Annotated in this window: 26 protein-coding genes and 4 pseudogenes; 14 read left to right on the forward strand and 16 right to left on the reverse strand. The window is 46.7% G+C overall.

The window, feature by feature from the left end; all coding sequences use genetic code 11:
* From IQ257_RS10090 to IQ257_RS10105, 4 genes are all read right to left on the reverse strand, one after another.
* On the reverse strand, positions 1–1,089 hold a 1,089-nt coding region (locus tag IQ257_RS10090; protein WP_322744273.1), incomplete at its 3' end, for a WD40 repeat domain-containing protein.
* Positions 1,090–1,107: 18 nt separating this feature from the next.
* Positions 1,108–1,551 (reverse strand): heavy metal-responsive transcriptional regulator, encoded by a 444-nt coding sequence (locus tag IQ257_RS10095; protein ID WP_193873598.1) that lies wholly within the window; start codon positions 1,549–1,551, stop codon positions 1,108–1,110.
* Between the two features lie 57 nt (positions 1,552–1,608).
* On the reverse strand, positions 1,609–1,902 hold the full coding sequence (locus IQ257_RS10100; RefSeq protein WP_193873597.1) for a hypothetical protein: 294 nt from the start codon (positions 1,900–1,902) through the stop codon (positions 1,609–1,611).
* 193 nt (positions 1,903–2,095) lie between these two features.
* On the reverse strand, positions 2,096–2,266 hold the full coding sequence (locus tag IQ257_RS10105) for a hypothetical protein (RefSeq protein ID WP_193873596.1): 171 nt from the start codon (positions 2,264–2,266) through the stop codon (positions 2,096–2,098).
* Between the two features lie 93 nt (positions 2,267–2,359).
* Here IQ257_RS10105 and ald point away from each other — a divergent pair, with 93 nt between their 5' ends.
* Complete coding sequence (gene ald, locus IQ257_RS10110) at positions 2,360–3,454, forward strand: alanine dehydrogenase (RefSeq protein ID WP_193873595.1); 1,095 nt, start codon at positions 2,360–2,362, stop codon at positions 3,452–3,454.
* 55 nt (positions 3,455–3,509) lie between these two features.
* On the opposite strand, the gene IQ257_RS10115 is transcribed toward ald, so the two are convergent.
* Together IQ257_RS10115 and IQ257_RS10120 are read right to left on the reverse strand one after the other, a co-directional pair.
* A complete protein-coding gene (locus IQ257_RS10115; RefSeq protein ID WP_193873594.1) occupies positions 3,510–4,691 on the reverse strand; it encodes an N-acetylmuramoyl-L-alanine amidase in 1,182 nt (393 codons plus the stop codon).
* Between the two features lie 104 nt (positions 4,692–4,795).
* Positions 4,796–8,227: a PAS domain S-box protein gene (locus tag IQ257_RS10120; RefSeq protein WP_193873593.1), complete on the reverse strand. Its 3,432-nt coding sequence runs from the start codon at positions 8,225–8,227 to the stop codon at positions 4,796–4,798.
* Between the two features lie 288 nt (positions 8,228–8,515).
* On the opposite strand from IQ257_RS10120, the gene IQ257_RS10125 reads away from it, so the two are divergent.
* The 3 genes from IQ257_RS10125 (at position 8,516) to IQ257_RS10135 (ending at position 10,237) form a co-directional block, all read left to right on the forward strand.
* Entirely contained in the window at positions 8,516–9,190 is a 675-nt protein-coding gene (locus IQ257_RS10125; RefSeq protein ID WP_193873592.1) for a response regulator transcription factor, read from the forward strand.
* 205 nt (positions 9,191–9,395) lie between these two features.
* Positions 9,396–9,761 carry a hypothetical protein gene (locus IQ257_RS10130; protein WP_228060589.1) on the forward strand — a complete coding sequence of 122 codons (366 nt, stop codon included), beginning with the start codon at positions 9,396–9,398 and terminating at the stop codon, positions 9,759–9,761.
* Between the two features lie 173 nt (positions 9,762–9,934).
* Positions 9,935–10,237, forward strand: coding sequence for a DUF1830 domain-containing protein (locus tag IQ257_RS10135; protein ID WP_228060590.1), 303 nt, complete (start codon positions 9,935–9,937; stop codon positions 10,235–10,237).
* A 109-nt stretch (positions 10,238–10,346) separates the two neighbouring features.
* Here IQ257_RS10135 and IQ257_RS10140 read toward each other — a convergent pair whose 3' ends face one another.
* From IQ257_RS10140 to IQ257_RS10160, 6 genes and pseudogenes are all read right to left on the reverse strand, one after another.
* On the reverse strand, positions 10,347–11,426 hold the full coding sequence (locus IQ257_RS10140) for a DUF3616 domain-containing protein (protein ID WP_193873590.1): 1,080 nt from the start codon (positions 11,424–11,426) through the stop codon (positions 10,347–10,349).
* A gap of 120 nt (positions 11,427–11,546) precedes the next feature.
* Positions 11,547–12,083, reverse strand: a complete 537-nt coding sequence (locus IQ257_RS10145; protein ID WP_193873589.1) for a DUF3172 domain-containing protein — start codon at positions 12,081–12,083, stop codon at positions 11,547–11,549.
* Between the two features lie 144 nt (positions 12,084–12,227).
* Positions 12,228–12,938, reverse strand: a complete 711-nt coding sequence (locus IQ257_RS10150) for a HupE/UreJ family protein (RefSeq protein WP_193873588.1) — start codon at positions 12,936–12,938, stop codon at positions 12,228–12,230.
* Entirely contained in the window at positions 12,922–13,047 is a 126-nt protein-coding gene (locus IQ257_RS30725; protein ID WP_265584462.1) for a hypothetical protein, read from the reverse strand. Before IQ257_RS30725 ends, IQ257_RS10150 begins: the two co-directional genes overlap by 17 nt.
* A 31-nt stretch (positions 13,048–13,078) precedes the next feature.
* Positions 13,079–13,198: pseudogene (locus tag IQ257_RS10155) on the reverse strand (cyanate hydratase); the annotation flags it as partial.
* A 119-nt stretch (positions 13,199–13,317) separates the two neighbouring features.
* The gene (locus IQ257_RS10160; RefSeq protein ID WP_193873587.1) at positions 13,318–14,970 is read right to left on the reverse strand and encodes an alpha-amylase family glycosyl hydrolase; all 1,653 of its coding nucleotides are present in this window, start codon (positions 14,968–14,970) and stop codon (positions 13,318–13,320) included.
* Between the two features lie 87 nt (positions 14,971–15,057).
* Here IQ257_RS10160 and IQ257_RS31485 point away from each other — a divergent pair.
* Positions 15,058–15,243 (forward strand): annotated as a pseudogene (locus IQ257_RS31485) (penicillin-binding transpeptidase domain-containing protein); the annotation flags it as partial.
* 311 nt (positions 15,244–15,554) lie between these two features.
* Here IQ257_RS31485 and IQ257_RS10165 read toward each other — a convergent pair.
* Positions 15,555–16,325, reverse strand: a complete 771-nt coding sequence (locus IQ257_RS10165; protein WP_193873586.1) for a PspA/IM30 family protein — start codon at positions 16,323–16,325, stop codon at positions 15,555–15,557.
* 185 nt (positions 16,326–16,510) lie between these two features.
* Between IQ257_RS10165 and IQ257_RS10170 the strand changes: the two genes are divergently transcribed.
* Entirely contained in the window at positions 16,511–17,719 is a 1,209-nt protein-coding gene (locus IQ257_RS10170; protein ID WP_193873585.1) for a Coenzyme F420 hydrogenase/dehydrogenase, beta subunit C-terminal domain, read from the forward strand.
* 40 nt (positions 17,720–17,759) lie between these two features.
* On the opposite strand, the gene IQ257_RS10175 is transcribed toward IQ257_RS10170, so the two are convergent.
* Positions 17,760–18,194, reverse strand: a complete 435-nt coding sequence (locus IQ257_RS10175; protein ID WP_193873584.1) for a hypothetical protein — start codon at positions 18,192–18,194, stop codon at positions 17,760–17,762.
* Positions 18,195–18,421: 227 nt separating this feature from the next.
* A complete protein-coding gene (gene csaB / locus IQ257_RS10180; RefSeq protein WP_193873583.1) occupies positions 18,422–19,465 on the reverse strand; it encodes a polysaccharide pyruvyl transferase CsaB in 1,044 nt (347 codons plus the stop codon).
* A 95-nt stretch (positions 19,466–19,560) separates the two neighbouring features.
* On the opposite strand from csaB, the gene IQ257_RS10185 reads away from it, so the two are divergent.
* The 5 genes and pseudogenes from IQ257_RS10185 to IQ257_RS10205 all read left to right on the forward strand — a co-directional run.
* Complete coding sequence (locus tag IQ257_RS10185; RefSeq protein WP_193873617.1) at positions 19,561–19,914, forward strand: DUF2499 domain-containing protein; 354 nt, start codon at positions 19,561–19,563, stop codon at positions 19,912–19,914.
* Between the two features lie 10 nt (positions 19,915–19,924).
* Positions 19,925–20,221: a DUF3593 domain-containing protein gene (locus IQ257_RS10190; RefSeq protein WP_193873582.1), complete on the forward strand. Its 297-nt coding sequence runs from the start codon at positions 19,925–19,927 to the stop codon at positions 20,219–20,221.
* A gap of 29 nt (positions 20,222–20,250) precedes the next feature.
* Positions 20,251–20,439: pseudogene (locus tag IQ257_RS10195) on the forward strand (class I SAM-dependent methyltransferase); the annotation flags it as partial.
* 252 nt (positions 20,440–20,691) lie between these two features.
* Positions 20,692–21,720 (forward strand): N-acetylmuramoyl-L-alanine amidase, encoded by a 1,029-nt coding sequence (locus tag IQ257_RS10200; RefSeq protein WP_193933019.1) that lies wholly within the window; start codon positions 20,692–20,694, stop codon positions 21,718–21,720.
* A gap of 29 nt (positions 21,721–21,749) precedes the next feature.
* Positions 21,750–21,920 (forward strand): annotated as a pseudogene (locus IQ257_RS10205) (Uma2 family endonuclease); the annotation flags it as partial.
* 95 nt (positions 21,921–22,015) lie between these two features.
* On the opposite strand, the gene IQ257_RS10210 reads toward IQ257_RS10205, so the two are convergent.
* Complete coding sequence (locus tag IQ257_RS10210; protein WP_193874225.1) at positions 22,016–22,834, reverse strand: META domain-containing protein; 819 nt, start codon at positions 22,832–22,834, stop codon at positions 22,016–22,018.
* 256 nt (positions 22,835–23,090) lie between these two features.
* Here IQ257_RS10210 and IQ257_RS10215 point away from each other — a divergent pair, with 256 nt between their 5' ends.
* The 3 genes from IQ257_RS10215 (at position 23,091) to IQ257_RS10225 (ending at position 24,890) form a co-directional block, all read left to right on the forward strand.
* The gene (locus IQ257_RS10215) at positions 23,091–23,804 is read left to right on the forward strand and encodes a MotA/TolQ/ExbB proton channel family protein (protein WP_193874226.1); all 714 of its coding nucleotides are present in this window, start codon (positions 23,091–23,093) and stop codon (positions 23,802–23,804) included.
* Positions 23,805–23,807: 3 nt separating this feature from the next.
* On the forward strand, positions 23,808–24,239 hold the full coding sequence (locus IQ257_RS10220; protein ID WP_193874227.1) for an ExbD/TolR family protein: 432 nt from the start codon (positions 23,808–23,810) through the stop codon (positions 24,237–24,239).
* A gap of 153 nt (positions 24,240–24,392) precedes the next feature.
* Entirely contained in the window at positions 24,393–24,890 is a 498-nt protein-coding gene (locus tag IQ257_RS10225; protein ID WP_228060592.1) for an ExbD/TolR family protein, read from the forward strand.
* Positions 24,891–24,894: the final 4 nt, after the last annotated feature.

The following is a 24,894-nucleotide window of genomic DNA, read 5'->3' on the forward strand; positions in this document are numbered from 1 at the left end:
GGCGCGATCATATCCTCCTGTCGCCAAGAGAGTACCATCGGGACTAAATTCCACCGAACGCACCCAATCTTGATGAGCAGTCAGTAAAGCGAGGAGTTTACCCGTCCTTAAATTCCACAATCGCACACCATCTCGACTAGCACTTGCCAGGGTTTCTCCGTCGGGATTGATGGCGATATCCCAAATTCGTCCCGTATGTCCCGAAAGGGTGTGTACTTGTCTTCCGGTTGTGAAATTCCAAACCTTGATGGTACGCTCATAACTGGCACTCACCAGAGTTTGACCATCGGCAGTAAACTCTAGATCACTAACAGAACTCTGATGGGCGGGAATTCTACTCAGCACTTGTCCTGTTTTCAGGTTCCACAGTTTCACTGAACCATATTTGTGTCCGCTTGCCAGGATGTCGCCATCCGGATGAATATCGAGGGCGTAGGTTTGGTTATCGAAGCGTGCCAGGGTGTAAAGAGGACGCTTCTTGAGCAAATCCCACAACCGAATGCCATCTAAACCCCCACTCACTAAGGTTTGACTGTCTGGAGTAATGGCTAATGCCAGAATATTTGTGGTATGCTCTCGAAAAAGATGAGTATAATCCCCCGTTTGCCAGTTCCAAATATTGATGATAGAATCCTGACCAGAGCTTACTAGGGTTTTTCCATCGGGTGTTAAGGCAAGGACACTGACAGAGGTCTTTTGCGCCCGAGTATTTTCTACTTCTTTACCCGTTTTGAGCAACCAAATTTTAACCTGTCCATCGTTATAGCTGCCGCCACTCAGCAAGATTTGCCCATCTGGACTGAAGGCTAGAGACTCAACGGCTGTATTATGACCGATGAGTGTGCGAACGAGTTGAGGGTTTCTCCAAACGGTAGCCGATGATGGGGATGTTGGTGTTACTGCTGGTTGAGCAGGGATATTGGGAATGGGTGGAGGGGCGGGTACGGGCAGAGGTTGGCTCAGTGCAAGCTGTGAGGATAATCCGACTAGAGCTGTAGCTGTGATTCCCAAAAGGGCGAACTGTCGGATTCGGAAATAGAGACGGAGTAAGATTTTCATGCTGGTGGTGCGGGTGATGCGATCGCTCACGATTGTCTCATTAGATAGTTAATTAGACTGATTCCCCGCCCCTTGAATGTTTGGGCAAATCGTGTGGGCGATGCGATCAGGAGAGGGTTGCTCTTGCCAGCCAGAAAGCAAGCCCAACAGCTCGGACTTCAAAAGTTTGAGAGCAGCAATTTGCTCGTCAATTATCTCAATTTTATGATGTAAATGCTGTTTTACGGCACCGCAGGGTAATTGTCCAGAGTCGTGAACGGCTAAAATATCTTGAATTTCGCTGAGGCTGAGTCCCAAAGATTGTGCTCGTTTGATAAATGCGAGTCGATTCAGAACCTCGTTGGCGAATAGGCGATAACCGGAGTCAGAGCGGGTTGTTGTCGGTGCGAGCAGCCCCATCTCTTCGTAGTAGCGGATAGTTTTTACCGATAATCCACTTTGGCTGGCAACTTCACCAATTTTTAACCAGCAGTCGAGAACAGTTTTTCCCATTTGTTGTCGAGTTGCGAATCAGCGCCAATTTTAGCAGCGGCGGTTAGAAGCGATCGCTTATCGGTGTGATTGACGCCTGGTAGAGTTAAGCATCGGCAGGGGCGGGCGAGAGGGACTCGAGGGCAGATAATGAGTGACGGGTTGCTCGACGAGTTCTTCTTCTCTCTTCTGAGTTTGCCACCAACGCACAGCGATCGCTAGCATCACCATCAGCAGACCAAAACTCAGCAGCGACCAACGCTCCCCAACACCGCCAATCACGGCATCTACAGCTCCTACAATGATGATAAAACTAGAAATGGGTTCTTTGCGGTACGCTAACTTGAAAAATCTCGGTCCGATAGCATTCATAAGGTTCTACTTAAGTATTTATTCTAATTCCAGGGTATCCGATCCGTGCCCGAATTAGCGATGGATTATTCCATTGAAGAATGCCTGACTAGAAGGGGACAAGGGGAAGCCGAAGGTGGGGAAGATGGGGGGTATTTTAATCAACATTCAGTCGGCAAATTTTCTCTTTATCTCCCCTATCTCCCCCACACCTTTACTGCAAGCCCAGCCAGGTTAGCAAACCTTGACCTGTAGCGTATTCAATGACCAAAGTCAAAATAAAACCAATCATTGCTGCTCGCCCGTTCAATCGCTCTGCATATTCGTTGAAGCCAAACTTGGGTTCTGCTAGTTGGGGGATTGTAGTTGGTTGAGGTTGTGTCATGATTCTCTAAGCCTCGCACGTCGAGTAAGTTACAATTCTTTACTAATTTTAACAGTCAAGACAAGCAAGGGTGCCTGAACAGGTAAAATAGATATGGAAGTTGGTGTACCAAAAGAAACGAAAGACCAGGAATTCCGGGTCGGGTTAAGTCCCAGTAGCGTCAGAGTCTTAGGTGAAGTGGGTCATGCCGTTTGGGTTGAGACTCAAGCGGGTGTGGGTGCTGGCTTTACCGATGAAGATTACCAGCAGGCGGGGGCAACCATAGTCTCGACTGCTGCTGATGCGTGGAATCGGGAACTGGTGGTTAAGGTTAAAGAACCTCTGAAGTCAGAGTACCAATTTTTGCAAAAGGGGCAGATCTTATTTACTTACCTGCATTTGGCAGCAGACCGCCCTCTAACTGAGCATCTCATGGATTGCTGTGTTTGTGCGATCGCCTATGAAACCGTTGAACTTAGCGATGGCAGGTTGCCCCTGCTGACTCCCATGAGCATTATTGCAGGTCGTCTTTCCGTACAATTTGGGAGCAGATTTCTCGAACGCCAGCAAGGAGGGCGGGGGGTTCTCTTGGGCGGTGTACCTGGAGTGCGCCCCGGTCAGGTGGTGATTCTTGGTGGTGGAGTTGTGGGTACGGAGGCGGCTCGAATTGCGGTCGGCATGGGAGCGCAAGTTCAGATTCTGGATGTGAATGTGGAGCGTTTGGCTTATTTAGAAACCCTCTTTGGTTCTAGAGTCGAACTTCTTTACAGCAACTCGGCACAAATTGAAGCGGTTGTTCCCCAAGCGGATTTGGTTATCGGTGCAGTTTTGGTTTTAGGGCGTCGCGCTCCTATCCTCGTGCCTGGAAGCTTAGTCCAGCAAATGCATCCGGGTTCTGTAATAGTCGATGTTGCAGTAGATCAAGGGGGTTGTATTGAGACGGTACGACCCACGTCTCACACTAATCCTATCTATATTGAAGAAGGTGTAGTTCATTATGGTGTGCCAAATATGCCGGGAGCTGTACCCTGGACGGCAACCCAAGCACTCAACAACAGTACGTTACCCTACGTTTTAAAGCTGGCGAATCAGGGAATAAAGGCTGTAGAGCTTGACCCAGTACTCGCAAAGGGGGTGAACGTACAGAATCACCGATTGGTTCATCCGGCGGTGGGAGAGGTGTTTCCTGATTTGGTTCAGGGTTTGTAGTTTAGGGTCAATCGAGTGATCAACCCTGAACTTTAGCGATCGCACAATGGGGACTTTAAGCCAAATTTAAAACTGACCAGGTAACTGTACCAACAATACCATCCCCTTCCAAACCTTTCGATCGTTGAAACCCAATCACCGCCGCTTTTGTGCGAGCACCGAAGGCTCCATCGGCTGCACCGGGGTCGAATCCTTGCTTTTGCAGGAGTTGCTGGAGTTTCTTAACTTCTGAATTAACGGCTCCTTCCTGTAAGGGGAGAAAGGGTTCTGACGGTTCGTTACGCCATTTTTGAGAAAACTCCAGTAAACTTTGGGTAGCAAGTTGTTGCTGTAGCCACTCAATTGCCTGAGTTTGGTGAGGCAAGCCGCGATAATACTTGTAAGTGTCGAGCAAATTGATCATTGAGAGGGGTTGTGGTGTTAACGGAACAGAACCCCCATCAGTTGGTTTCTGTTGCTGTTTAGAAACCCGCTCGAGTATACTCCAGGTTGCAGGTCCCACCAACCCATCAGGATCTAATCCGTGAAACTTCTGAAACGAAATCACCGCTTCAGTTGTACCCGCACCAAAGATGCCATCAATCGGACCAGGATTAAAGTTTTGAGCTTTGAGGAGTTGCTGAAGTTCTTTGACTTTGAGTCCTGTGTCACCTTCCCGGAGAATTTCTTCAACAGAAAGCCCCAGTCGCTGGCGCACCTCTTGACGCAAACGGGGCAATTGACTGTAAAGCCAGTTACCAGGACATTGGGTGGGTGAAAAGTCTCGATGTCCTTTGATATTATCAGGGTCAATTTTAGCAGCCGAGCAAATCGAAACGCATAACTCAACCAGAGCATTCCACTGATGGGCATTCATCTGGTAAGTTGTGAAGGTTCCTTCATTTTCAATGCCCGGTGACTCGTTGCCTTTATTGGTGCCAGCGTGGGCAGAACGGACGCTGCGTCCCCGTTTGATGGCATTCAAAGAACTGTGTCTGCCTTCTAAGAGAAACCCACCGGTGGTATTGAGGAAATTATGACCAGAATCCGCCCAACCAAAGCCATCCATGTGGGCTTTTTGAATGCTCCTGGCAAGGCTTTTAGCTCCTGCCAAGGTGCCTCTGGATATATCGTTGGGGGGGTTGGGAGTTGCGGTGTGATGAATGACAATATATTGGGGTAGAGTTTCTGGTGTCCAACTTTTGGGGGGACTGGCTCCCCATTCTTTGGTAGAAATGACACTAGCTGTAAATGCCATATTTATCGTTTTTCTCCGGTGGCGATCAATGTTGACCTTGAACCCAAATCGTGCTTCTCAATTGAGAAGACTCTAATTCCTAATTTATAGTTTATAACTCATCATTACCCAAAGGGAATTGTCACGGTAAAACTTGTTCCAACACCCACTTCACTTGTCACCGTAATTGTGCCGCCGTGTACATCCACGCAATTTTTGGCAACGGTTAGCCCCAATCCTGAACCCGGAATGCTGCCAATATTCCCTCCCCGATGAAAGGCTTCAAATAAGTGATCTTGATCTGAAGGAGGAATACCCCTTCCTAGATCGCTGATTTGGAATATTGCCTCTGTTGGCGTACAGATTAATTGAAACTGAATCTCATCGCCTTGGGTAGAATATTTAATCGCGTTTGAGAGTAAATTAGTCAGGATAGATCGCAGAAGTTTTTCGTCGAAAAATGCCCGCTTACAGTCTCCTTGATAGTTAAAAGTAAGGATATATTGGTTGCCAGCATTAAGTTGCATTTCTTCCACGATTTGCTGACAGAAGGGTTCGAGAGCGAGGGATGCGGGGTTGAACTCCAGTTTTCCGGTTTCAGCTCGATTGATAGTCAGAATATCTTCCAGCATTTGCCGCATTCGTTTAGCCGTCGCCTCAATACGGTTCAGATTTCGGAGCCGTTTTTGATCAGACGATTCACGGGCACAAAGTTGGAGTAACTGAGCCGATGCCAAAATGGTACTTAAGGGAGTTCGGAATTCATGGGAGGCTAAGGAAAAAAAGCGCAGTCTCAAGTGACTGAGTTCTTGCTCTCGCTCTAATTGTCGCCGTATTTCTTCTGCCCGTTTGCGTTCGGTAATGTCAAGACCGATACCGATAATATACTTGACTGAGCCATTCGCATGAAAGATAACGGTGTGAGCCCAGGAGAAAAAGTTCTGACTCCCATCCCGTGCTATCCAAGAGTTTTCAAAATCCTTGGACGTATGAGTCGTTTGCAGTTCTCTAAATTCTGATTTAAACAGCTCTATTTCTTCATCGATCAGCAAAAAGTCCCAAACAAACTTGCCTTTAACTTCGTCGGCGGAATAGCCCGTTAGTTTTTCACAGGCTTGATTGAAGTGAACGATTTTTCCTTGCTGATCAAATACGACAATCAGGGCATTCGCCGTATCTAAAATGGTTGAAACAAAGTTTCGCTCTTCGAGTAAGGCTAGCTCTGTCCGTTTGCGATCGCTAATATTTTGTGACATGGATAAGCCACCGTAGACTTCTCCCTCTTCGTTCTTCAATGGCAGTAGGTGTACCCAATAAATTCTCTCCCCCAAAGCGAATTCAAACACCCTTGCCTCACCCTTGAGTACGGCGTGATAATAGGGTTCTATCTCTGCATATACCTTTGTGGGAAACGCTTCTCCAATTGTTTTTCCGACTAAACACGCATTGGAAAGTCCCACCTCTGCCAATCCCGTGCCGTCAACGAGGGTGTAGCGTAATTCTTTATCAAACAAAGCCACTGTCCCGTTGGGGAAATTTTGAGTGAGCGTGCGGTATAGTTCTTGGGTTTTTCTTTGTTGTTCTTCTGCCTGCTTGCGCTCGATAATATCTCGCCAGGCGACAGCATATCCATCACCAAATTTGACCACACTGATTCGGTATGCTTGACTAAGATGGCGATGGGGAGAGGTATCCTCTGCATACCAAACCAATTCTTTGATAAACGGTTGACCGGTTTCTACTACTTGACAGTAGTCATCGAATAAACCGTTTTCTCGATTAGCAGGAAAGAGTTTGCACAAGCGCTTGCCAATCTGTTCAGCTTTCGTTAAGCCTGTATCCTCACAAGCTGCCCTATTGACATATTCGATGCAAAAGTCTGCGATTTTTCCTGATTCATCGCGAATGCTGGTGCAAATGCTAAAGCAGTCGAGCATATTCTCAATGGAGGTGCGGAATCGTTCCTCACTGGCTGCTAGTTCCGCTTCTAGCTGCTTGCGTTCGGTAACATTGATCGCTGTACCGAGGATATATTCTGGCATACCCTCATCATTTTGGGTAAAGACAATTTCCCACAAATGCAACCAACACCATTCCCCTTGGGCATTTTTGACGCGGACTTCCTGTTCAAAAATTTCACCCTCGTTAGCTGTGAGGTATTGTTCCTGAATCAAAGCTCGATAGGGCGAGTCTGCCGGATGCAACACCTCTGGAATAAATGGGAAACTCTTGGCTTGAATTTGAGCCTGAGTCATCCCAAAAAATTCTTCGCTGCGTCGATTTACCCAAATAATACGATGTTGAATTTGGTCGTAGATGTAGAGTAAGTTGGGCGTGGTGTCGGTGATTTGCTGGATAAAATGCTGACTCTTGCGCAGGGTTTCTTCAACTTGCTTGAGTTCAGTGATATCTTGATTAACAACAATGGCTCCGATAATCGCTTGGTCTTCATTCCACAGGGGCATGGCAGAATTCAGGATTGTTTTATAGGTGCCATCGAAACATTGAATTTTAATGACCTCATTGATAGAGGTTTCCCCCTTGGTAATTGCCCTAGATAGCGCCCATTTGTCAGGGGCAATCGGTTCTCCCGTATTTGTCCACCACCCTTTATACTCACCATACTGATTAACCCCAACATACCGAGCTCCCGCCCAGATTTGTTCCCCAGCCGGGTTGCTTTGCAAGATGACACCCACTTCGTTGGTAATCCAAACGCCGACGGGCAGGGTATCTAAAATCTTGCTGAGGAGCGCTTCCCGATATTGCAATTCCTGTTCAGCTTGTTTGCGCTGGCTAATGTTCATGGCGGCACAGGTGATGCCCACAACATTGCGATCGCTATCAAACAGAGGTTCTACGGTTAAGTCATAGTAACGAATCTGTCCATCTACGGCGATCGCAATTTCTTGACGCTCTCCTATGCCACTGGTTAGCACTCGATGCTTTACAGCGATTAGACGTTCGGCGTTTTCCGGCTCGAACAGTTCGGTTTCCAACTTACCCACCAGCGTCGAACCATCAATCCCGCTCGCCGGATTGTAAACCCAGGTGTAGCGCAACTCTCTGTCTTGATTGAAGACGACAATCGGCGAATTTTTGAGAACCACCCGAAAGCGCTCTTCACTTTCTTGGAGCGATCGAATTAATGCGGTTTTTTCAGCTTCCACCTGCCGCAGTTGAGCTATTTCTGCCTGGAATTGAGCCGTGCGCTCTGCTAGTTGCCGTTCTAACTCCTGGTCTAAACTGAGTTGTGTCTCACAGGACAATGCCCGTGCTACTTTAATATCACAACTGTTGTCTTCCAGCTTTTGCCATGCATCCTGTACAGGTAAAGAGTCAGTGAACAACTGCCGAAGCTGACAGTACACCCCAGTGAGTAGCCCTAGACTAAAACCGTTGGCAATTGCCACCACCAGCATCGGATTGGGCAAATGGGTTAGTGCAGAGGGTACGGCAATTATAGTCCAACAGGAAAAAGCGATCGCGCCACTGAGTATCAGTAACGCCAAACCTAACCCGCCGACTGTAATTTTTTGTTCGATAGATCCGTTCATAGGCATTCAGCACTCTGGACTAGCGATATCCCCGGCAGGACTTGATATGTAAAATTATCGGGCAAAAGCCGCCCATTGATTTCAGCTTAAAGAGTTCAATACAGTAATGAGCGATGCATTGCCTCTCACTAGAGTTGATACAGTTAAAAACAGCAAGACGCTCTAACTCATCTGTTATACAACGTAATACCTCAGTTGAACATTAACATCCGTTCAAATCGTCAAAAATCTAGCCTCGATTAGACTTCTTGCAACTGTTCCCATTCCCTATTCCCCATTCCCCTTGAGATGAAGCTCTTATTAGTTGAAGACGATCTACCTCTGGCAGAAGCCTTAGCGGAAGCCCTCACTGATCAACAGTACGTTGTTGATGTCGTCAATGATGGTGAAGACGGCTGGAACCAAATCACAGCCCTTGAGTATGACTTAATTTTGCTAGATATGATGCTGCCCACCCTAGATGGCGTCAGCTTGTGTCGGCGGGTGCGCTCTCATGGCTGTAATTCTCCTATCTTGATGATTACAGCTCGCGACACGAGTACCGATAAAGTGAATAGCTTGGACGCGGGAGTTGATGATTATATCGTTAAACCCGTCGATCTCCCAGAACTTTTGGCGCGGGTGAGAGCATTGCTGCGACGGGGAACAACGTCAGCACCGGTGCTGGAGTGGGGAGGCTTACAACTCAATCCCAGTACCCATGAAGTCACTTACAACGAAGAACCCCTACACCTAACTCCCAAAGAATATTCTTTCCTCGAGCTATTTTTGCGCAACGGGCGACGGGTACTCAATCGCAATTTTATCATTGATCACTTATGGTCACTAGAGGAACCTCCATCGGAAGATACGGTCAAGGCTCATATTAAAAGCTTGCGCCACAAACTCAAAAAGGTAGGCGCTCCAGACAACTTGATTGAGACGGTTCACAGCGTTGGCTATCGCCTCAAGCCCATTTCTTAATGTTTTCTTTAGAAAGTTCCCACCTTTCCTTTAGGGTTCTTACTCAAATTTTTCACTTTTGAAGTGTACTCTCAATACTGTTAGGTTACGTCCTACCGGGTTATTCCGTCTTCTCAAGCTGCTTCCAGGCATTTAGGGAACTCTGATTGCTGGCAGCGCTATTGTCATCTCCATCTGGTAGCCCATGAATTTGAGGAAACAGACAATGTCTAAAACCATGTCCAAAAGGATCGTGGACTTAGGACTGCGACTCGTCAATGAAGAAATTGACACGGCTTTGGAGCTGTATCCAGATGAAAGCTACAAAAAAGCCTTTGCAATTCCCGAATTGCGTCAGCGGTTAGTTGACTATGTAATGGCAGGAATTCCAGAGGCTTATATCTGCAATCCTGATACACCCAACCCAAGCAAGTTTCCCTATCATTCCTTAGAACTGCGTTTGCGAGTAGAACAGTATGTTCATTGGGGGATTGAGTATATCTTAGAAACCCATGCCGATTTAGGCGAGGGCACATTACCCAAAATAGCTCACTCAAGTTACCCGTCTAATTATCTAGCAACAGCCTTGTAAGGAGTAAAATGTAGCCTCCTTGGGGTACAGCTAAACTTGAGTCCTACGTTAAACAAGCCGTTTGAGAATTGGCGATCAAGACTCACTCAAAGGGAGAGATGGGGCTTGACTCTCTGTTCATCAATTCATACCTGCCTTTGCCGTCTACGTTGTAGTTACACACTCTATTGGTTATGTCTCAATTTTTTTCTCCTCTACCCACTAAACATACCGAGCAGATGCTTTGCTGCTATGTTAACGGAACGCAAAAGATGTTGATAGCTCGGATTGCCAATAGTCCTAACTATCATTTCGAGCGAGTTATTTTCCCCCAAGAACGCTACTTGTTTAAAGCACCACCCAATGCTCAACTCGAAATACATCGGCATAGTGAAATGGGGATGACCCTAGCTGATAGCATTCCCTGTAATTATCTGCGGGTTTCTGAAAGCCGTACTAGCCGCAGCAGTGAGGCTATTCCCAGTAAGAGCGCCTGAATTATACTGCAAATTACCCCCTTAAACAAGTACCTAAGTCGTACTTTTAACAAAACTTAAAGAGCTTTTGAGGAGCGTATGGGGTGTGGGGTTTAGGGTGTGGAGATAATCAAAGTCGGAACACATCGACATAAACCCCATCCGAACCCACTTTTCGAGCCGGGGCAGGAGAATCGTAAACCACTAACAAACAATTAGACTGTCCCAAACAGGGGAACAACGCCAACCCCTCGGCGCGATCGCGTCCTGGTGTAATGGGTAGGTCGAATAAAACCTCTAAATCTCCCGATTCAATACTCCCTAAACTGTCTCCAGAGCAATCTAACAGATTTTTGTGGCGAAAAAGTCGCATTGCTCCCTCCAGCTCCATGGTTGGACCTGCCAGAATTAGCAGATCATCGCCATGCCAGCAGAGTTCCCGCACTCCCAAACCCTGTAAATTTACAAAATGCTTTTTGTAGAGTGATCCGTTTTCACCGATTTCCTTGAGCGTTAAAATACCAGGTTCGGTTTCGGCAACTTCTATCTCTACAATTACTGCCCATCCACGCAGCACCGGACCTCGAAATCCCAGAAAAACGCGATCGCCCCGAACCGCCAATCCTTCAATATCAAATCCATTGTCTTTGCTCGGCAAGGGAAAGGTGACAAAAGGTCCGAGGTGGCTATCCTCTTTCAGGGCTTCTATCAAGATATTAGTGGTTTCCGTCTTTTGCAGGCAAGCGGCTGTCAGTCTTTCATCAGGATTATCAGGATGGGAATAGGATTTCATTAATTCCCCACCCAATACGGGAATGCGAGCCAGCAAATAACGGTTAGCATCCGTCTTAATTTTGGCAAGTCGTTTGATATCCTTCTGGGGTTTTTTTCCCTTGGCTTTTCCCCGCTTGGTGCTGTGGGAACCTGTTACCCAAAGATAAGAATCGGCATAATCCATTCCTTCAATATCGATTTCATCGTCTTGATTGAATAGCTCGACGAAATCACCCAGAAAAAAAGACTGGTGTGCGCCAAAAACATAAGGCTCAATCAGAGATAGGCGCTCAATGCCTAAGAGTTCATCCGAACCAACCCACAAGCTACCATCTGGTGTAAAAGCAGCGGCAGATAGGTCTTCTAAAAAATCATCGGTTTTATCATTATCATTGAAGCGAAGCAGAACACGGGTTAGTAAAAAGGGGTTCGTCATAGGAGTCAAGTGACAAAGTTATGGTATAAAAAAAATTAGCTGCTCTCGCCTCCAGTGAACGAGAGCAAGCCGATCTGCCGTCAAATCTACCAACCGATGAACCACACAGCAGCTTAACGATTAAAACTTATCCGTTTCTGGCTTTGGACCAACGCTACCAGGTTGGTTGAGGAAGAAATTACTAGCCCCATCATTTTGATAAATGCAATCAATTTTGGGTTCAGCTTCCAACGGACCGGTAAAGCCAAAGGTATTCATACGGTTTTTACACTCGCTTACCTGCTTTGAGCTTACGAGTTTCTGCTTTTCTAGAATTGCCCAGTTATTTCGGCGTAAAACACACCCCGGTCGCATACTGGGTTGAGTCACATAAACATTGAAGGGGTTGAGGGTTAAAAATACTCGCATATCAGTAACCATAGCGCTAGCTCCGTACTGAATACACAGTTCAGGATTCGGTGCACTACGGTCGATGACTTCACGGGACGCAACATTTTCTGGATTGAGACTCGCCGTGGAGCTAAACGCAATACCAACCCCAACTCCCAGCACAAAAATGCCCCCTAAAATAGCTAAGATTGTGGCATTGAATATAGAAGGGAGAGAGGGCTTGGCAGGTGGGGTATCGCGGACGGGAGACCTAGATCTACGTTTCATAGTTGCTGAATCAAGCTGTAAGAGAATCGGCAGGAAGTGGTTGGAACCTTCCTCCTTCTTCCAGTATGCCTATAGATGCCCCTAGTCGTCTAAGGACAGAACCCCAGATGGATAAAAATTCCATTGCTTCTTGTGGGGGTTTCATCAACCAACCATTGAACTGGCTAAGAAAACGACTCCTACTGAGCAAATGCCCAAGCCTAAAACGCGCTGGATTGAAAAAGCTCGCTCACTCCATTGACTCAGTAATAGTTTACCCCCCATCATTGCCCCCAGAGCGATCGCCCCTTGGATGAGGGTAAAACCTAGTAGGTAGGCAAAGAGCGGACTCATCTCGGCTCCGATGATTGCTTCACCATAAGCATAACCATGGAACAAACCGGCGATCGCAGCTAGGGCTGTTATTATCTGATAATTCAGCTTCTGCTTTAAGATCAGCATCACCCCAAAGATAACTACTGAGCCAGAAATTGCCAGTTCAGCCACAGGTAAGTCAATCGCCAGCAGGTGAGTTCCCGTACCTACCAGAGCAGTCAGCAAGAAGGCAACTGGGATAAAACCACCACGAACTACGCTAGCCGCTAATAACCCAACCGCAATCACAAATGCTAAATGGTCAAACCCAATCACTGGATGTGCTAGTCCTGACATAAACCCTTCAAAGATGTTGGCAGGGGTTCTACCACCCATAGGATGGTGTGCCGAAGCGCGTTCAGCAGCACCTAAGACGCCAATCCAAACCAGTAGGGCGATTTGAACAATGTCAATCCCTTTTTTTCGCAGATGAGAGATTTTTGACTGATAGTGCCGAATAGCAGAATGATTGAACTCCAATCCTTTACTCTTCGATTTCATAGATATCCCAGAATACTTCGGAGAATGCCAGATCCTGTAGAGCCACTCCGCTAACGCGATCGCTAACGGAAAACCCCTTCACAGGGTAGAGGAGAACAACATAGCACATAGGGCGTGTCTATTGTAAATCAAAGAAACACCTACCACTTCTTGTCGGGCAAGAATTTACCACACATGATGACTTTGACGCGATCGCCTTTTGGGTCTTCTTCCTTCTCCACATCCAGGGTAAAATCGATAGCGCTCATAATCCCATCCCCCTACTCCCTGCTTTCATCAGGGTGTACCTCACCAGATAGAGAAACGCTATAAATCCCGCTAGAGTGAAGGCAGAAGGATTAACCCTTCAACCTTCAACCTTCTAACCTGCAACCCTCCGTCACTGCCAGACAAAAAGTTGAGCTTCGTAACCGCCAATATCAATCATGATGCCATCATCCCCGACTTCCACATCGTAATCCCTCGTCCACTCGTGCCACTTACCCGCTGCTGAGAAGTTCGGAATGCGATAGCCCGCTAGGAAGTTGTCGGAGAAATTCGCCACCACTACAACACGAGAACCTTCATCATTCCAGCGGCTATAAGCTAATACTTTGGCTTCTGGATTTTCATGGATGAATTCAATGTTTGCGGTGTAGAGGGCATGATTGTTTTTACGGAGATGAATTAAGCCCTTGCAAAAGTCCAATAGACCGCGATTCAGGTCATGTTCGAGTAGCGTCCAATCGATTTTAGCTTCCTCTTGGGTTTTGTACTTATACTCGCCAAACTCTTCACCCATCAACAGAAGAGGCACTCCGACGGCTGTGAAAACTAGGACAGCGCCTAACTTTCTCCGCTTAAACGCTTCCTCATCCACAATGCCGCGATCGCCTAACTCTGCTAAAACATGATTATGGTCGTGATTAGTTAGATAATTAACGACATTCGTGGCACCCATGAAGCCTTGACGCTTGCAATCAATCACATCCTTAAGGCGTTCGATATCAAAGGTATCCCCACAGATATGTTCGAGAACGCAATGATAGAAACTGTCGTGCCAACAGGCATCCATCGGTCCGTCTACATTCGTGATACTCGTCGTTTCAGGAATGTGTTCGGCAATGGCGTAAAACGGCTTCGCACCTGCCGCTTTTTTAGCTTCTTGAACAATCCAATGCATGAAATCATAGTTGGCAATTTGTCGCGCCGCATCGAAGCGAATACCGTCGATATGATACTCTTTCGCCCAAAAGCGTACTTGATCTCCCATAAACTTACGGGCTGGATAAGTATCCAGGTTATCATCGTAGAATTCGTAATTAAACTCAGGTCCCCAGTTGTTATCCGGGTCACGGGGGGAGTGATGATACCAGTAATCGTGGTCAATTTGCGTCAGAGGACTTTCGGATTCTGAGTGATTATAAATCCCGTCCATGATGACGCGAAGTCCACGGGCATGACACTCATCGATTAGGTGTTTCAACTCGTCAGTTGTGCCGTAGCTAGATTCGGTAGCGAAGAAGTACCGAGGGTTATAACCCCAACTATGGTCGCCTGGATATTCCTTAACTGGCATCAACTCGATTGCGTTAATTCCCAGTTCGCACAGGTAATCTAATTTTTCAATAACGTGCTTGTATTGACCTCTGGCGTAGGGATCATCTTCGCCACCGGAAAAGTCCCCAACGTGGAGTTCATAGATAACTAACTCATGATCTGCAGGTAAAGGTTTATCATCATGCATCCAGACGTAAGTATCAACAATTCGTTGACCGTCTTTGATCCGGGCGAGGCAGTTCTGAGTGGAGTTTTCAATATCCGTAGCATAGGGATCATTGACATCTACCCATTGATCGGGTTCAAAAAACCAAGATTTGGATTGAATGCGGAATTTGTATTTATAAACACCATCCTCAAGGTCAACTGAGGTACGGAAATAACCATCCTTACCTTTCTCCATTGGAATTTCTTCCCAGTTGGAAAAAGACCCAATCAATACAGCTCCTTTGTTATACGGAGCAAATAAAGCAAATTCAATTGGAGCGGTCATTTGACCCCCTTAGGGTGAAAGAAGGATTAATAAAGATAGCGATTATTTTAAGGTGTTTATTCCATCAGTAGCTATCCATCTGGGGATAGAGGTGATGAAATTGCAGTTTTGACTTGGGATGGTGTAAACAGAAGTTTTCCTAGGTGGAACCGCAATCTCAATAGGCGAGAAGTGTTCAAGCTTTTAGCCGTTTAGTTTTACCAGGTTCTAGCCCGCAGAGTTGGGTATGAACGGATGGAACAATGGGTTGCTCAAATGGGTTATGGCAATCAAAATAATTGATTGCCATTACTCTTTACTCTTAGAAATTTGGTACTTTATTTTGACTGTGACGCTGATTAATCAAATCCCGAATCATACCTCGCACCAGCTTTTAGAAAGGGTTAGGGGATTTTCTCGTCATTACTTCTTGAGGAGCTTCTTCAAACCGTAACCTGCAAGTCCAATTACTGCACCAGCAGCCGCAACAGGAGCCATACCTATTGTTTAGATTAAGCAGTTTTTGGAATGGCAAAAGCCCTCTGTTGAGTTCACAGAGGGCTATGAAGCTTAGAAAATGTTAAAATTTTATTATCGACTTCTACTTAAACTTCAGCAATAATTCTTTCTATAACGCTCAAGTCGTCCCTGAGAGCCTCTATTCTTGCCGTCACCTGCTCAAGCTGTGCTTTGAGGGTAGTAGCATTTTGCTGATGAGAAAGTTTACGCTCCAAAGCTTTACGAGCTAAATCCTCACGTTCTTGCTTCATAGCCGCTTCAGCGACTCGATGCCAGGAGTTAACTTCATGTTGGGACTGGGAGTGCTGTTGTTGGATAAGGGAATTGCTGGCAGTTAAACAGGCAATTTCCTGCTGTATACTCAGTTTGATTTGCTTAAGGAATTCAAGGACTTTTTCAGGATTGTCAGTAGTTTTTGCCTGATCAAGAAGCCGATTCAGACCATAGGCACCCAGCCCTACCACCGCACCCGCTGCCGCAACGGGTGCCATACCAACGCCTACAGCGGTTCCAGCAAAAGCTAATCCCATCCCACCAACGGTGGAAGAAACCCAAGCACCACCCATTGCTCCAACGGCAGCAGCACCCAAAGCCGAAGCATCTTTATTCTCTATCGCTTTTTTGCCCCCGTAAGTGGCTGCACCTGCCATCGCTCCTGCTGCTACAACCGGAGCCATGCCAACACTGATTCCTCCAAATCCTCCAACTAATCCCATCCCCCCAACGGTTGCGGAAACCCCAGCGCCTGTAGCCGCTCCTGTAGCAATAAAGCCTGTGCCTTCTACAGGCTCAAGCTTACCTGTCATATCATTAAAGTTAGCTTTAACTATCCGGCTGATGCGATCGCCTAAAGCCATGTTAATGTCTTTCCTTGTGAAGGCTATGGGTTATCTATAGCTGAATGGCACTGACTTAAGGATGGTGGGCAGTGTCCAGCCTACGCATTTTCAAGGCTTTCAGCTATCGTTTGAGGCTTATTTCAGTGCCATTCTCCCTAAGATATCATGAGAAAATTGACCTGAGTTTAACAAACGAGTTTTCAATGACTGCCATAACTCCCAACTCCCCCAAACACAAAAAAGCCAAAGCCCTCAAACCCTCCAGCCCCCGCCCCGCCAAAGAACTCTGTAGCGAATGCGGCTTGTGCGATACATATTACATCCATTATGTCAAGGAAGCTTGTGCATTCCTCAACCAACAAATTGCCGAACTCGAAGAACAAGCACACGGGCGCACTCGCAATCTAGAGAATCCTGATGATTGGTACTTCGGCGTCAACCAGCAGATGATGGCTGCACGCAAAACCCAACCCATCGAGGGGGCGCAGTGGACGGGAATTGTTAGCACCATTGCTATTGAAATGCTCAATAGTGGCAAAGTAGAAGGCGTCGTCTGCGTACAGAATACCAAAGAAGATCGCTTTCAACCCATGCCCGTTATCGCCCGGACTCCAGAAGAAATCCTGGCAGCACGGGTGAATAAACCTACCCTCTCTCCTAATCTTTCCGTATTAGAGCAAATCGAGCAGTCAGGAATGAAGCGGCTGTTAGTAATTGGCGTGGGTTGCCAAATTCAGGCATTGCGAACCGTTGAAAAACAACTCGGTTTAGAAAAACTCTATGTTTTAGGAACCCCCTGCGTAGATAACGTTACCCGTGCAGGATTGCAAAAATTTCTAGACACGACTAGCAAGTCACCTGACACGGTGGTGCATTACGAGTTCATGCAAGATTTCCAAGTTCACTTCAAACACGAAGACGGTTCCATTGAGAAAGTCCCCTTTTTCGGACTCAAAACTAACCAACTTAAAGATGTCTTTGCCCCATCCTGCATGAGTTGCTTTGATTACGTCAATTCCCTGGCTGATTTAGTCGTAGGTTACATGGGAGCACCCTTTGGCTGGCAGTGGATTGTCGTTCGCAATGATACCGGGCAAGAGATGCTGGATATGGTGCAAAACCAAATTGAAACGCAACCTGTCACATCTAAGGGAGACAGGCATCAAGCGGTGCAACAAAGCATTCCTGCCTATGATAAAGGTGTCACTCTGCCGATGTGGGCGGCGAAGTTGATGGGAGTAGTGATTGAAAAAATTGGTCCTAAAGGGTTGGAGTATGCGCGTTTCTCGATTGACTCCCACTTCACTCGTAACTATTTATATATGAAGCGGTATCACCCGGAGAAGTTAGAGGCGCATGTACCGGAGTATGCCAAGCGGATTGTGGGGCAGTATAAGTTGCCTGAAAGTTAGTTTCTGATGCGGCAGGAGACTTCCTTTATAGCCGCAAGGCTTAACGGCAGAGAATATTACACTTTCTCTTGTCAGCCCTTGCTGAAATCAGCCCTAAAAAAACTTTCCACCACTCCGGTTTGGGTGGTTTCAGGGCTAGCTGAGTGGGAAAATGTTCAAACAGGATATCTAGTTCACTTTGCCCAAATTCGTTCCATAGCTTCTCAATCGGCTTGAATTCCTCTTGGTGAGGGAAACGGGGAGCATTGCCGATTAGGGCTTGAGCGTGTTGCGTCAAAGGCTGAAAGTGGATTGAATAGCACAATCCTGCGACTGGGTGGTTTTTGAGTTTAAAGCAGGGAAAAAATTCTGGAAAGCGTTTCTTAGACTCTCGAAAGCGATTATAGATGTCCTTTTCCCAGTGATTTAGGGTGATAGTATCAAGTCCTTCCAGTTGCTTATCTGTGATACGGGTTGGATCATGCAGTAAGTCCATAACGTCTCTCTTGCGAACAGCTCAATTCACCCATTAATCCTAGAGGTTAAATGTGACAGTTGTATGACGAACAGATGAAATTATGATAGTTTCCTGAAAGCGGTTCTCATACTGATGAAGTACAGCCCTCACCCCCTAGCCCCCTCTCACTCGCTTTTTGAGAGGGGGAAATGTACCTCAGTAGATTGGGAAACGTTATAAAGCGATCGCACTTTATCCCCAACTATTCATAAAGTCGCCGCCAAAAAATCCCGATGCATCAGCGCTCGATCTACCAATGACTGAATCTGTTCACGACTGAGGGGTTCACCGTTAACGTAATGTTCTAACCAGATTTGACTGATTAAATTCGCGTCATCGGGCAACTGCCCCAACTCCCATCCCGGCAACTTCAACTCTGCCATCAACTGACTAACCTTAGGATCGTAACTGAGTGCAAAACAGCGACATCCTTCTGCTGCTGCCATAATCAGGCTGTGGAAGCGCATCCCAATTGCCATTTCCACCCCCCGAAATAACCCTTTCAACTCTCTAGGGTCATCTAAACAGAAAATCTGATTAGATCCGGTAAGCTTAGACTGGATAGACTGAGCGATACTTAGGTCTTGGGATGTCTGGAACGGCACCAGTAAGATGCAGGTTTGCGTCGCTTTTTGAAAGTCTACCAGTGCTTGGGTAAGAGTAGCAAGACGTTCTGGGGTGAGGGTAGGATGCGATCGCAAACTCACTGCGACTCTGGGTGCAGGCAAATCCCACAACCCTGGTACAGGTTTCGACTCCAACGCCCAAACCGGATCAGGTGCAATTAGAAACGGAATTTGCCAATTTGCCAGGATATCCGCCGAACCACCATCCCGCACACTTACCCCCGTACACCCACTAAAGCACTGCCGCGCTATCCACTGAGTCATAGAACGCTTCAAAGGACCAATTCCCTGCGCCCAAGCAATGGTTTTCAAGCCTTTTTTCTGCGCCAATCCCATCAAACCAGCGTAATAAATAGGACTAGCAACACTCGTAACATCTTGAATTAAACTACCACCCCCCCAGATAAAGCTATCTGCCCGACGCATCACCTGCAATACCCTGAACGCAGAAGTGCGATCGCACGTCTGCACCCCATAACGCTTGCGCGTCTCACCAGGATTACCAGACAACACCAAAGGCGTCACTGACTCCGGCAGCATTTGCAACAGCGACGCCAGCAGCGCCTCATCGCCACCATTACCCTTCCCGTAATATCCGCACAAAATTGCCCGTGTCTGACCCATGGAAAAACTTTACCAGTTTTCTGGAGATTCATGGAACGGTAGGATATAAATTGGGCTTTAATTGTCAAAAATCTCTAATTCCCCATTCCCCCTATATGCACGCCCTATCAATTCCCACTTGGATCGTTCACATCTCCAGCGTTATCGAATGGATAGCCGCCATCTGGTTAATCTGGACATACGGCGAAGTCACTGGCAATCGTTACTGGTGGGCGTTATCCTGCGCCATGTTACCTGCATTGGTAGGTGCTATGTGCGCCTGTACTTGGCACTTCTTTGACAATCCTGAATCCTTAGAATGGTTAGTTACTGTTCAAGCCTCTATGACTGTAGTGGGAAATTGTACTCTCTGTGCTGCTGCTTGGTGGATTTGGCGGTGTGTACGGCAGTCTCATTCCAACTCACCAGAAAAAACTACCAAAGCTAAGACAACCGCTGACGTTTCCTGACAAGAGAGTCATGATTTCTAAAGATACTTTATTTGCCCTTTCCCTATTTCCCTACCTAGGATTTTTGTGGTTTATCACTCGTTCCGGGCAAACACCTCGTCTAGCGCTGATTGGGTTTTATGTCCTATTGATTTTTGTTGCCGTTACCATTCCTGCTGGGATTTACGCACAGGTGGCTTATGGGGAAAAGTTAGCTAACGTGGATTGGTTGCACGGTAGTGCAGAGGTTTTCTTAACTCTATCTAATATTTTAGTAGTCCTGGGTTTCCGGCAGGCGGTTATGGAAAAAAAACAGTCATCTTCTTGACTCCCGTAAACTATGAAAAAGTACTATTCATTAAGGCTGATTATCAGGTTCTGGGAATTGATATCTCGGAGTCAATGATTGCGATCGCACGAAAGAGAGTGCCAGATGCAGAGTTTAAGGTTGAATCCCTTTTTAAGGTTGACATTCCGCCATGTAAGGCGGTGATATCGGTTGGTGAATGCCTCAACTACCTGTTCGATCCACAGAGCGATCGCTGCTATAGTGAGGCGATCGCTATCTAGAGATGCATCATCTGTAAAATTCTGCTCAAGCGCCTAAACTGCATCAATCGTCCTGTTACTAACCAAATTTTTCCTTAATCCAATTGAAAATTTCTCCTGACAGGGTAACCGTCTAACTGTAAACTTTGACAGTGGAGCTTAAGGTAAGCCCACGTCCCTCTGTTCCGTGAGACTATCCAAAATTACTCCTCTCAAATTCGTAACCTTACACCGCCCTGAGGAACGTTAATGGTGAAACTGCACTGGCTATTACCCAGTTTTCTGGGGTTTTTTTGGCTGTCATTACCTGCTCAAGCTGCGAAACTGCTATCGTGGCGCTTTGATGCCAATCAGAATCAACTGGTTTTTACAACAGATGTAGGAGTACAACCTAGAGTACAACTTATTGCCAACCCAACCCGTCTAGTAATTGACTTGCCTGGTATCGCCTTAGATCGCTCCAAAATAGAGCAACTGGTGGGTGGGACAATTCGGGCAGTACGGGTGGGGCAATTTGATTCCCAGACAACCCGCTTAGTGGTTGAACTCGACTCGGGCTATACGATTAATCCCCAACAGGTTTTTTTCCAACAATTTGCTGCCAATCAATGGAGGGTACAATTACCCCTGCCGCAACGGGTGGTACAGCTACCCTCTTCAACGCCCTTTCCGTCACAAACTCCCGCCGTACCTCCTACTATCAGCAATCCTCCCGCCGGATTTCCCCAAGTTCCCAACCGCCGTATTGTGGTAATGGTCGATCCTGGACATGGTGGCAAAGATCCGGGAGCGGTTGGATTGAATGGACTGCGAGAAAAAGATGTAATTCTGCCCATTTCCCAACAGGTGGCAGCCATCTTGCAGCAACAGGGAATTCAAGTGATTCTGACGCGCACGAGCGATTACTTCGTAGACTTGGCACCGCGAGTAGACATGGCAAAACAGGCTAACGCTGATTTGTTTGTTAGCATTCATGCTAATGCGATCGCTCGTCGTTCTGATGTGAATGGTTTGGAAACCTATTATTACTCGAATGGTCAGCGCCTTGCCCAAACTATCCATAACAGCATTTTGCAGAGTATGGATATTAAAGACCGAGGAGTGCGACAAGCCAGATTTTACGTTCTGAGGAACAATCCCATGCCAGCCGTACTCGTCGAAGTAGGCTTTGTCACGGGTGCGCAAGACCAACCGCGATTAGCCACACCTGAGTACCAGAACCAAATGGCGCAAGCGATCGCTCGTGGTATCTTACAGTACATTCAGCAAAACTTTTAGGTTTTCTCTTTGTATTCGATTCCAGCCAAAACAGCGAACCTGAACCTGACTTTGCTATTTTGAGGAAACGAGCGGATAATTACCGCTTCGCTCTTCCCAAAGCCGATGATGTTCTGCTGGTTATTGAAATTGCTGATTCGACCCTTAAGTATGACCGAGAGGTTAAACTTCCACTCTATGCCGAAGCAGGGAGTTCTGATTAGCTGATCAGTAAGTTGGCACGGGTTGCCCCCTTAGTCTCCCCCATTCTGGGCTACCATGTACACACATCTGGCTTCTAGCTGACCAATACTGTCTACCTGTTAGTCGCTTCATCGCTAGCGGTAAATGAGAGAATGCGATCGCCTCTCTCATTGAAAAACATCAACCGATTTCGCCGAAGCCTATAGCGCGTAACAGATTGTAGCGCTTGCAGATAGTTTTGTTCCTGTTCCATTATGCCCTCTGGCTGCTGACAAGCCATCTCGGTAAATTCAATTCGATCAAAGATCAGTCCCTTGCCATTCATCCCATAGAATGCTCCGTAGCGATTGCAACCAGCAGAACCCGTCATCCGACCGTCAGCAAGGGTGGCTGTAATTTCGGTATTGGGTAATACGTCCCTACCCCTGTAGGATGAGAGTAGCCAACGTTGGTTATCCAAATTTGCGATCGCTCGAGTCGAAAAAGATTGTCCTAATCCTAGACTCTTTAACTCTTCTAGAACTTCAGGCGACCAAGGACGCACCGAACCAAACGCACCATCATAAACCGCACTCCAATTTCCGTTTTCCTCATTCTCCCCAAAGAAGAGATAACGTTCTCCCGGTTCGGTAATAATATTTTGGCAAGAGTTACTATTAAATCCAGTCAGGGTGACGACTTTGGGACCGGAACCCTTGAAATAACGATTGACTCGAATAGTTAACGTGTCCCCATTAACCTGAGTGACAGTTCCTTCAAAGACATAAGGGGTTTGGCTAACTCGTTGTTCGATAGTAGCAGGACTGCTTCCCGGTGCAGGACGACAGGCAGCAGCAGGTTTAGTCTGCATCAGACTCAGTGCGATGAAGATAGGTAAACCGAGTCCTAAAAGTCGCAGCCATTGGCGAGAAGTGGGTAGTGGGTTGAACATCGTAGAAGAAGGTTGTTAACGTTGATAAAAAGGCGTAGTAGCTTTATCCGCGCCTCTTTCCAAGATGACCTTGTTTAGCTAGTAACCGAGCCACCGTTTCAAATAATGAAACTGATTTAACCGCAACTTATGCCAACAATTACGTGAAATTAACCAGGTATACCCCCTGATTTGGATATGCTAGCGTGGAAAATGCTTATATGCTGTTGAACCAGCACCAAACCCAGCTATCCCGACGCAAGTCGCCTCAATCCTCATGACACGGTTATACGATTTATTCCTCAAAGGTGGACCGGTGATGTGGCCCATTTTGGGGTTATCGATTTTAGCAATATCTTGCGCTCTCGATAGAGCCTGGTTTTGGTTCCGGTTGTTAAGCCAAGAAAACCGCATCGTCCATGATGTACTGGATGCAGCACCCTACGACTTAAAAAAAGCGGCAGATACTGCCGATTATGCTCGATTTTTGCCCATTGGTCGGTTTTTGCTGGCTCCCCTCAAACTCCGGCAACCCACTCCTGAAACCTTTCGTCTAGCAATGGAAGCCGCAGGGGATAAGGAGTTCGTGCAAATGCGAAAGGGTGATAAACTTCTGGAAACCGTAGTTGCCCTTGCCCCCCTACTCGGTTTACTGGGGACGGTAACAGGTTTGATTGGTACATTCAACAACCTCAATATTGGCGGTGGAGGTACATCGGTTGAAGCGTCCAAAGCTGCTGCTGGGATTGGTGAGGCGCTAATTACCACAGCGGCAGGTATGATTGTGGCGATTATTGCTCTAATAATCTTCCGAGTTCAGGTAACTTTGCAGTCTCAGCAAATCGATTACTTTTCGGAAGTCGGGACTCAGTTAGAGTTAATCTACCGTCAATTTTGGTACGAATCTTCTGTTCCCAGCCCCAGTCGTTCCTTACCGAGTTCTACGGCTTACACGAGTGATTCGGTGTCGGTAGAAGAATACTCTCCGTAAGTTATGCGATTTAGAAATCGACAACCAGGTTCGTCAATACCAGAAGTCAATTTAGTGCCGATGATGGATGTGTTGATGTCAGTTTTGACTTTTTTTATTATCATTTCGATGGGTTTTACGACTCAGATTACAGCAGATGTTGAACTTCCCGAAGCTGGACCTGCTAAGGTGAGTGAGAATGGCGCTGGTGCGAGAGCTGAAAAAACGCCTGATCCGCTAATTATTGGGTTGAACGCGCAAAATCAAATCTTGTTAGCTAATAAACCAGTGAATAAAGAGCAGATGGGGGAGGCAATACTATCATATTTGACAGAGAAACCGGATGGAGTTGTGGTTTTGAAGGCAGACCGGAAGTTGTCGTACAAGCAGGTTGAACAAATTTTAGGTGAGATGCAGAAAATAGGAGGCGATCGCGTTTCTTTGGCACTTCAGTAGAATTTTAGATTTTAGGTTTGATCTCACATCTTGTACCAGTCTCACTAACCGCCAGTGGTTTAAACCACTGGCTCATAGCTAAAGTCCTCTTAAGTGGACTTAAGCTATTAGCCCGGAGTTTTAACTCTGGGCGGATTTTCGGGTTTACTGACAATGGTGCAAGATGTCAGTTTGATCGGAGATATACCAAAAGCCACTCACTCCCCATTCCCCACTCCTTCCTCCATGCGCTTTAAAAATCAGCGATATAACTCCTCACTACCAGTCATTGACCTCATCCCGATGCTCAACGTAATGATGTCAGTACTGGCATTTTTTGTTCTTATCTCTACTACATTGGGTAGCTTACAGGTAGTAGACGTGCAGTTACCTAGGGATGAGGATGGTCAAGTTCAGCAAGCCAATCCACCAGAACCCCTGATTGTGAGGTTAAATCGACAAGGGCAGCAAGTGCAAATTGTAGTGGGTGAACAACCGATTGGTAAAGAGCAACTATTCCAAGAAATGCGAGGATATTTGGGGCAAAATCCTAAGGGTGCCGTCCTGCTGACGGCTAATCCGGATGTGGGTTATGAACAAGTCGTGCAGTTGTTAGCCGAAATGCGAGATGTGGGAGGCGATCGCGTTTCTCTGGGGATTGAAAGCAATTGATAAT

The organism is Coleofasciculus sp. LEGE 07092, from assembly GCF_015207375.1.
Taxonomy (GTDB): Bacteria; Cyanobacteriota; Cyanobacteriia; order Cyanobacteriales; family Coleofasciculaceae; genus LEGE-07092.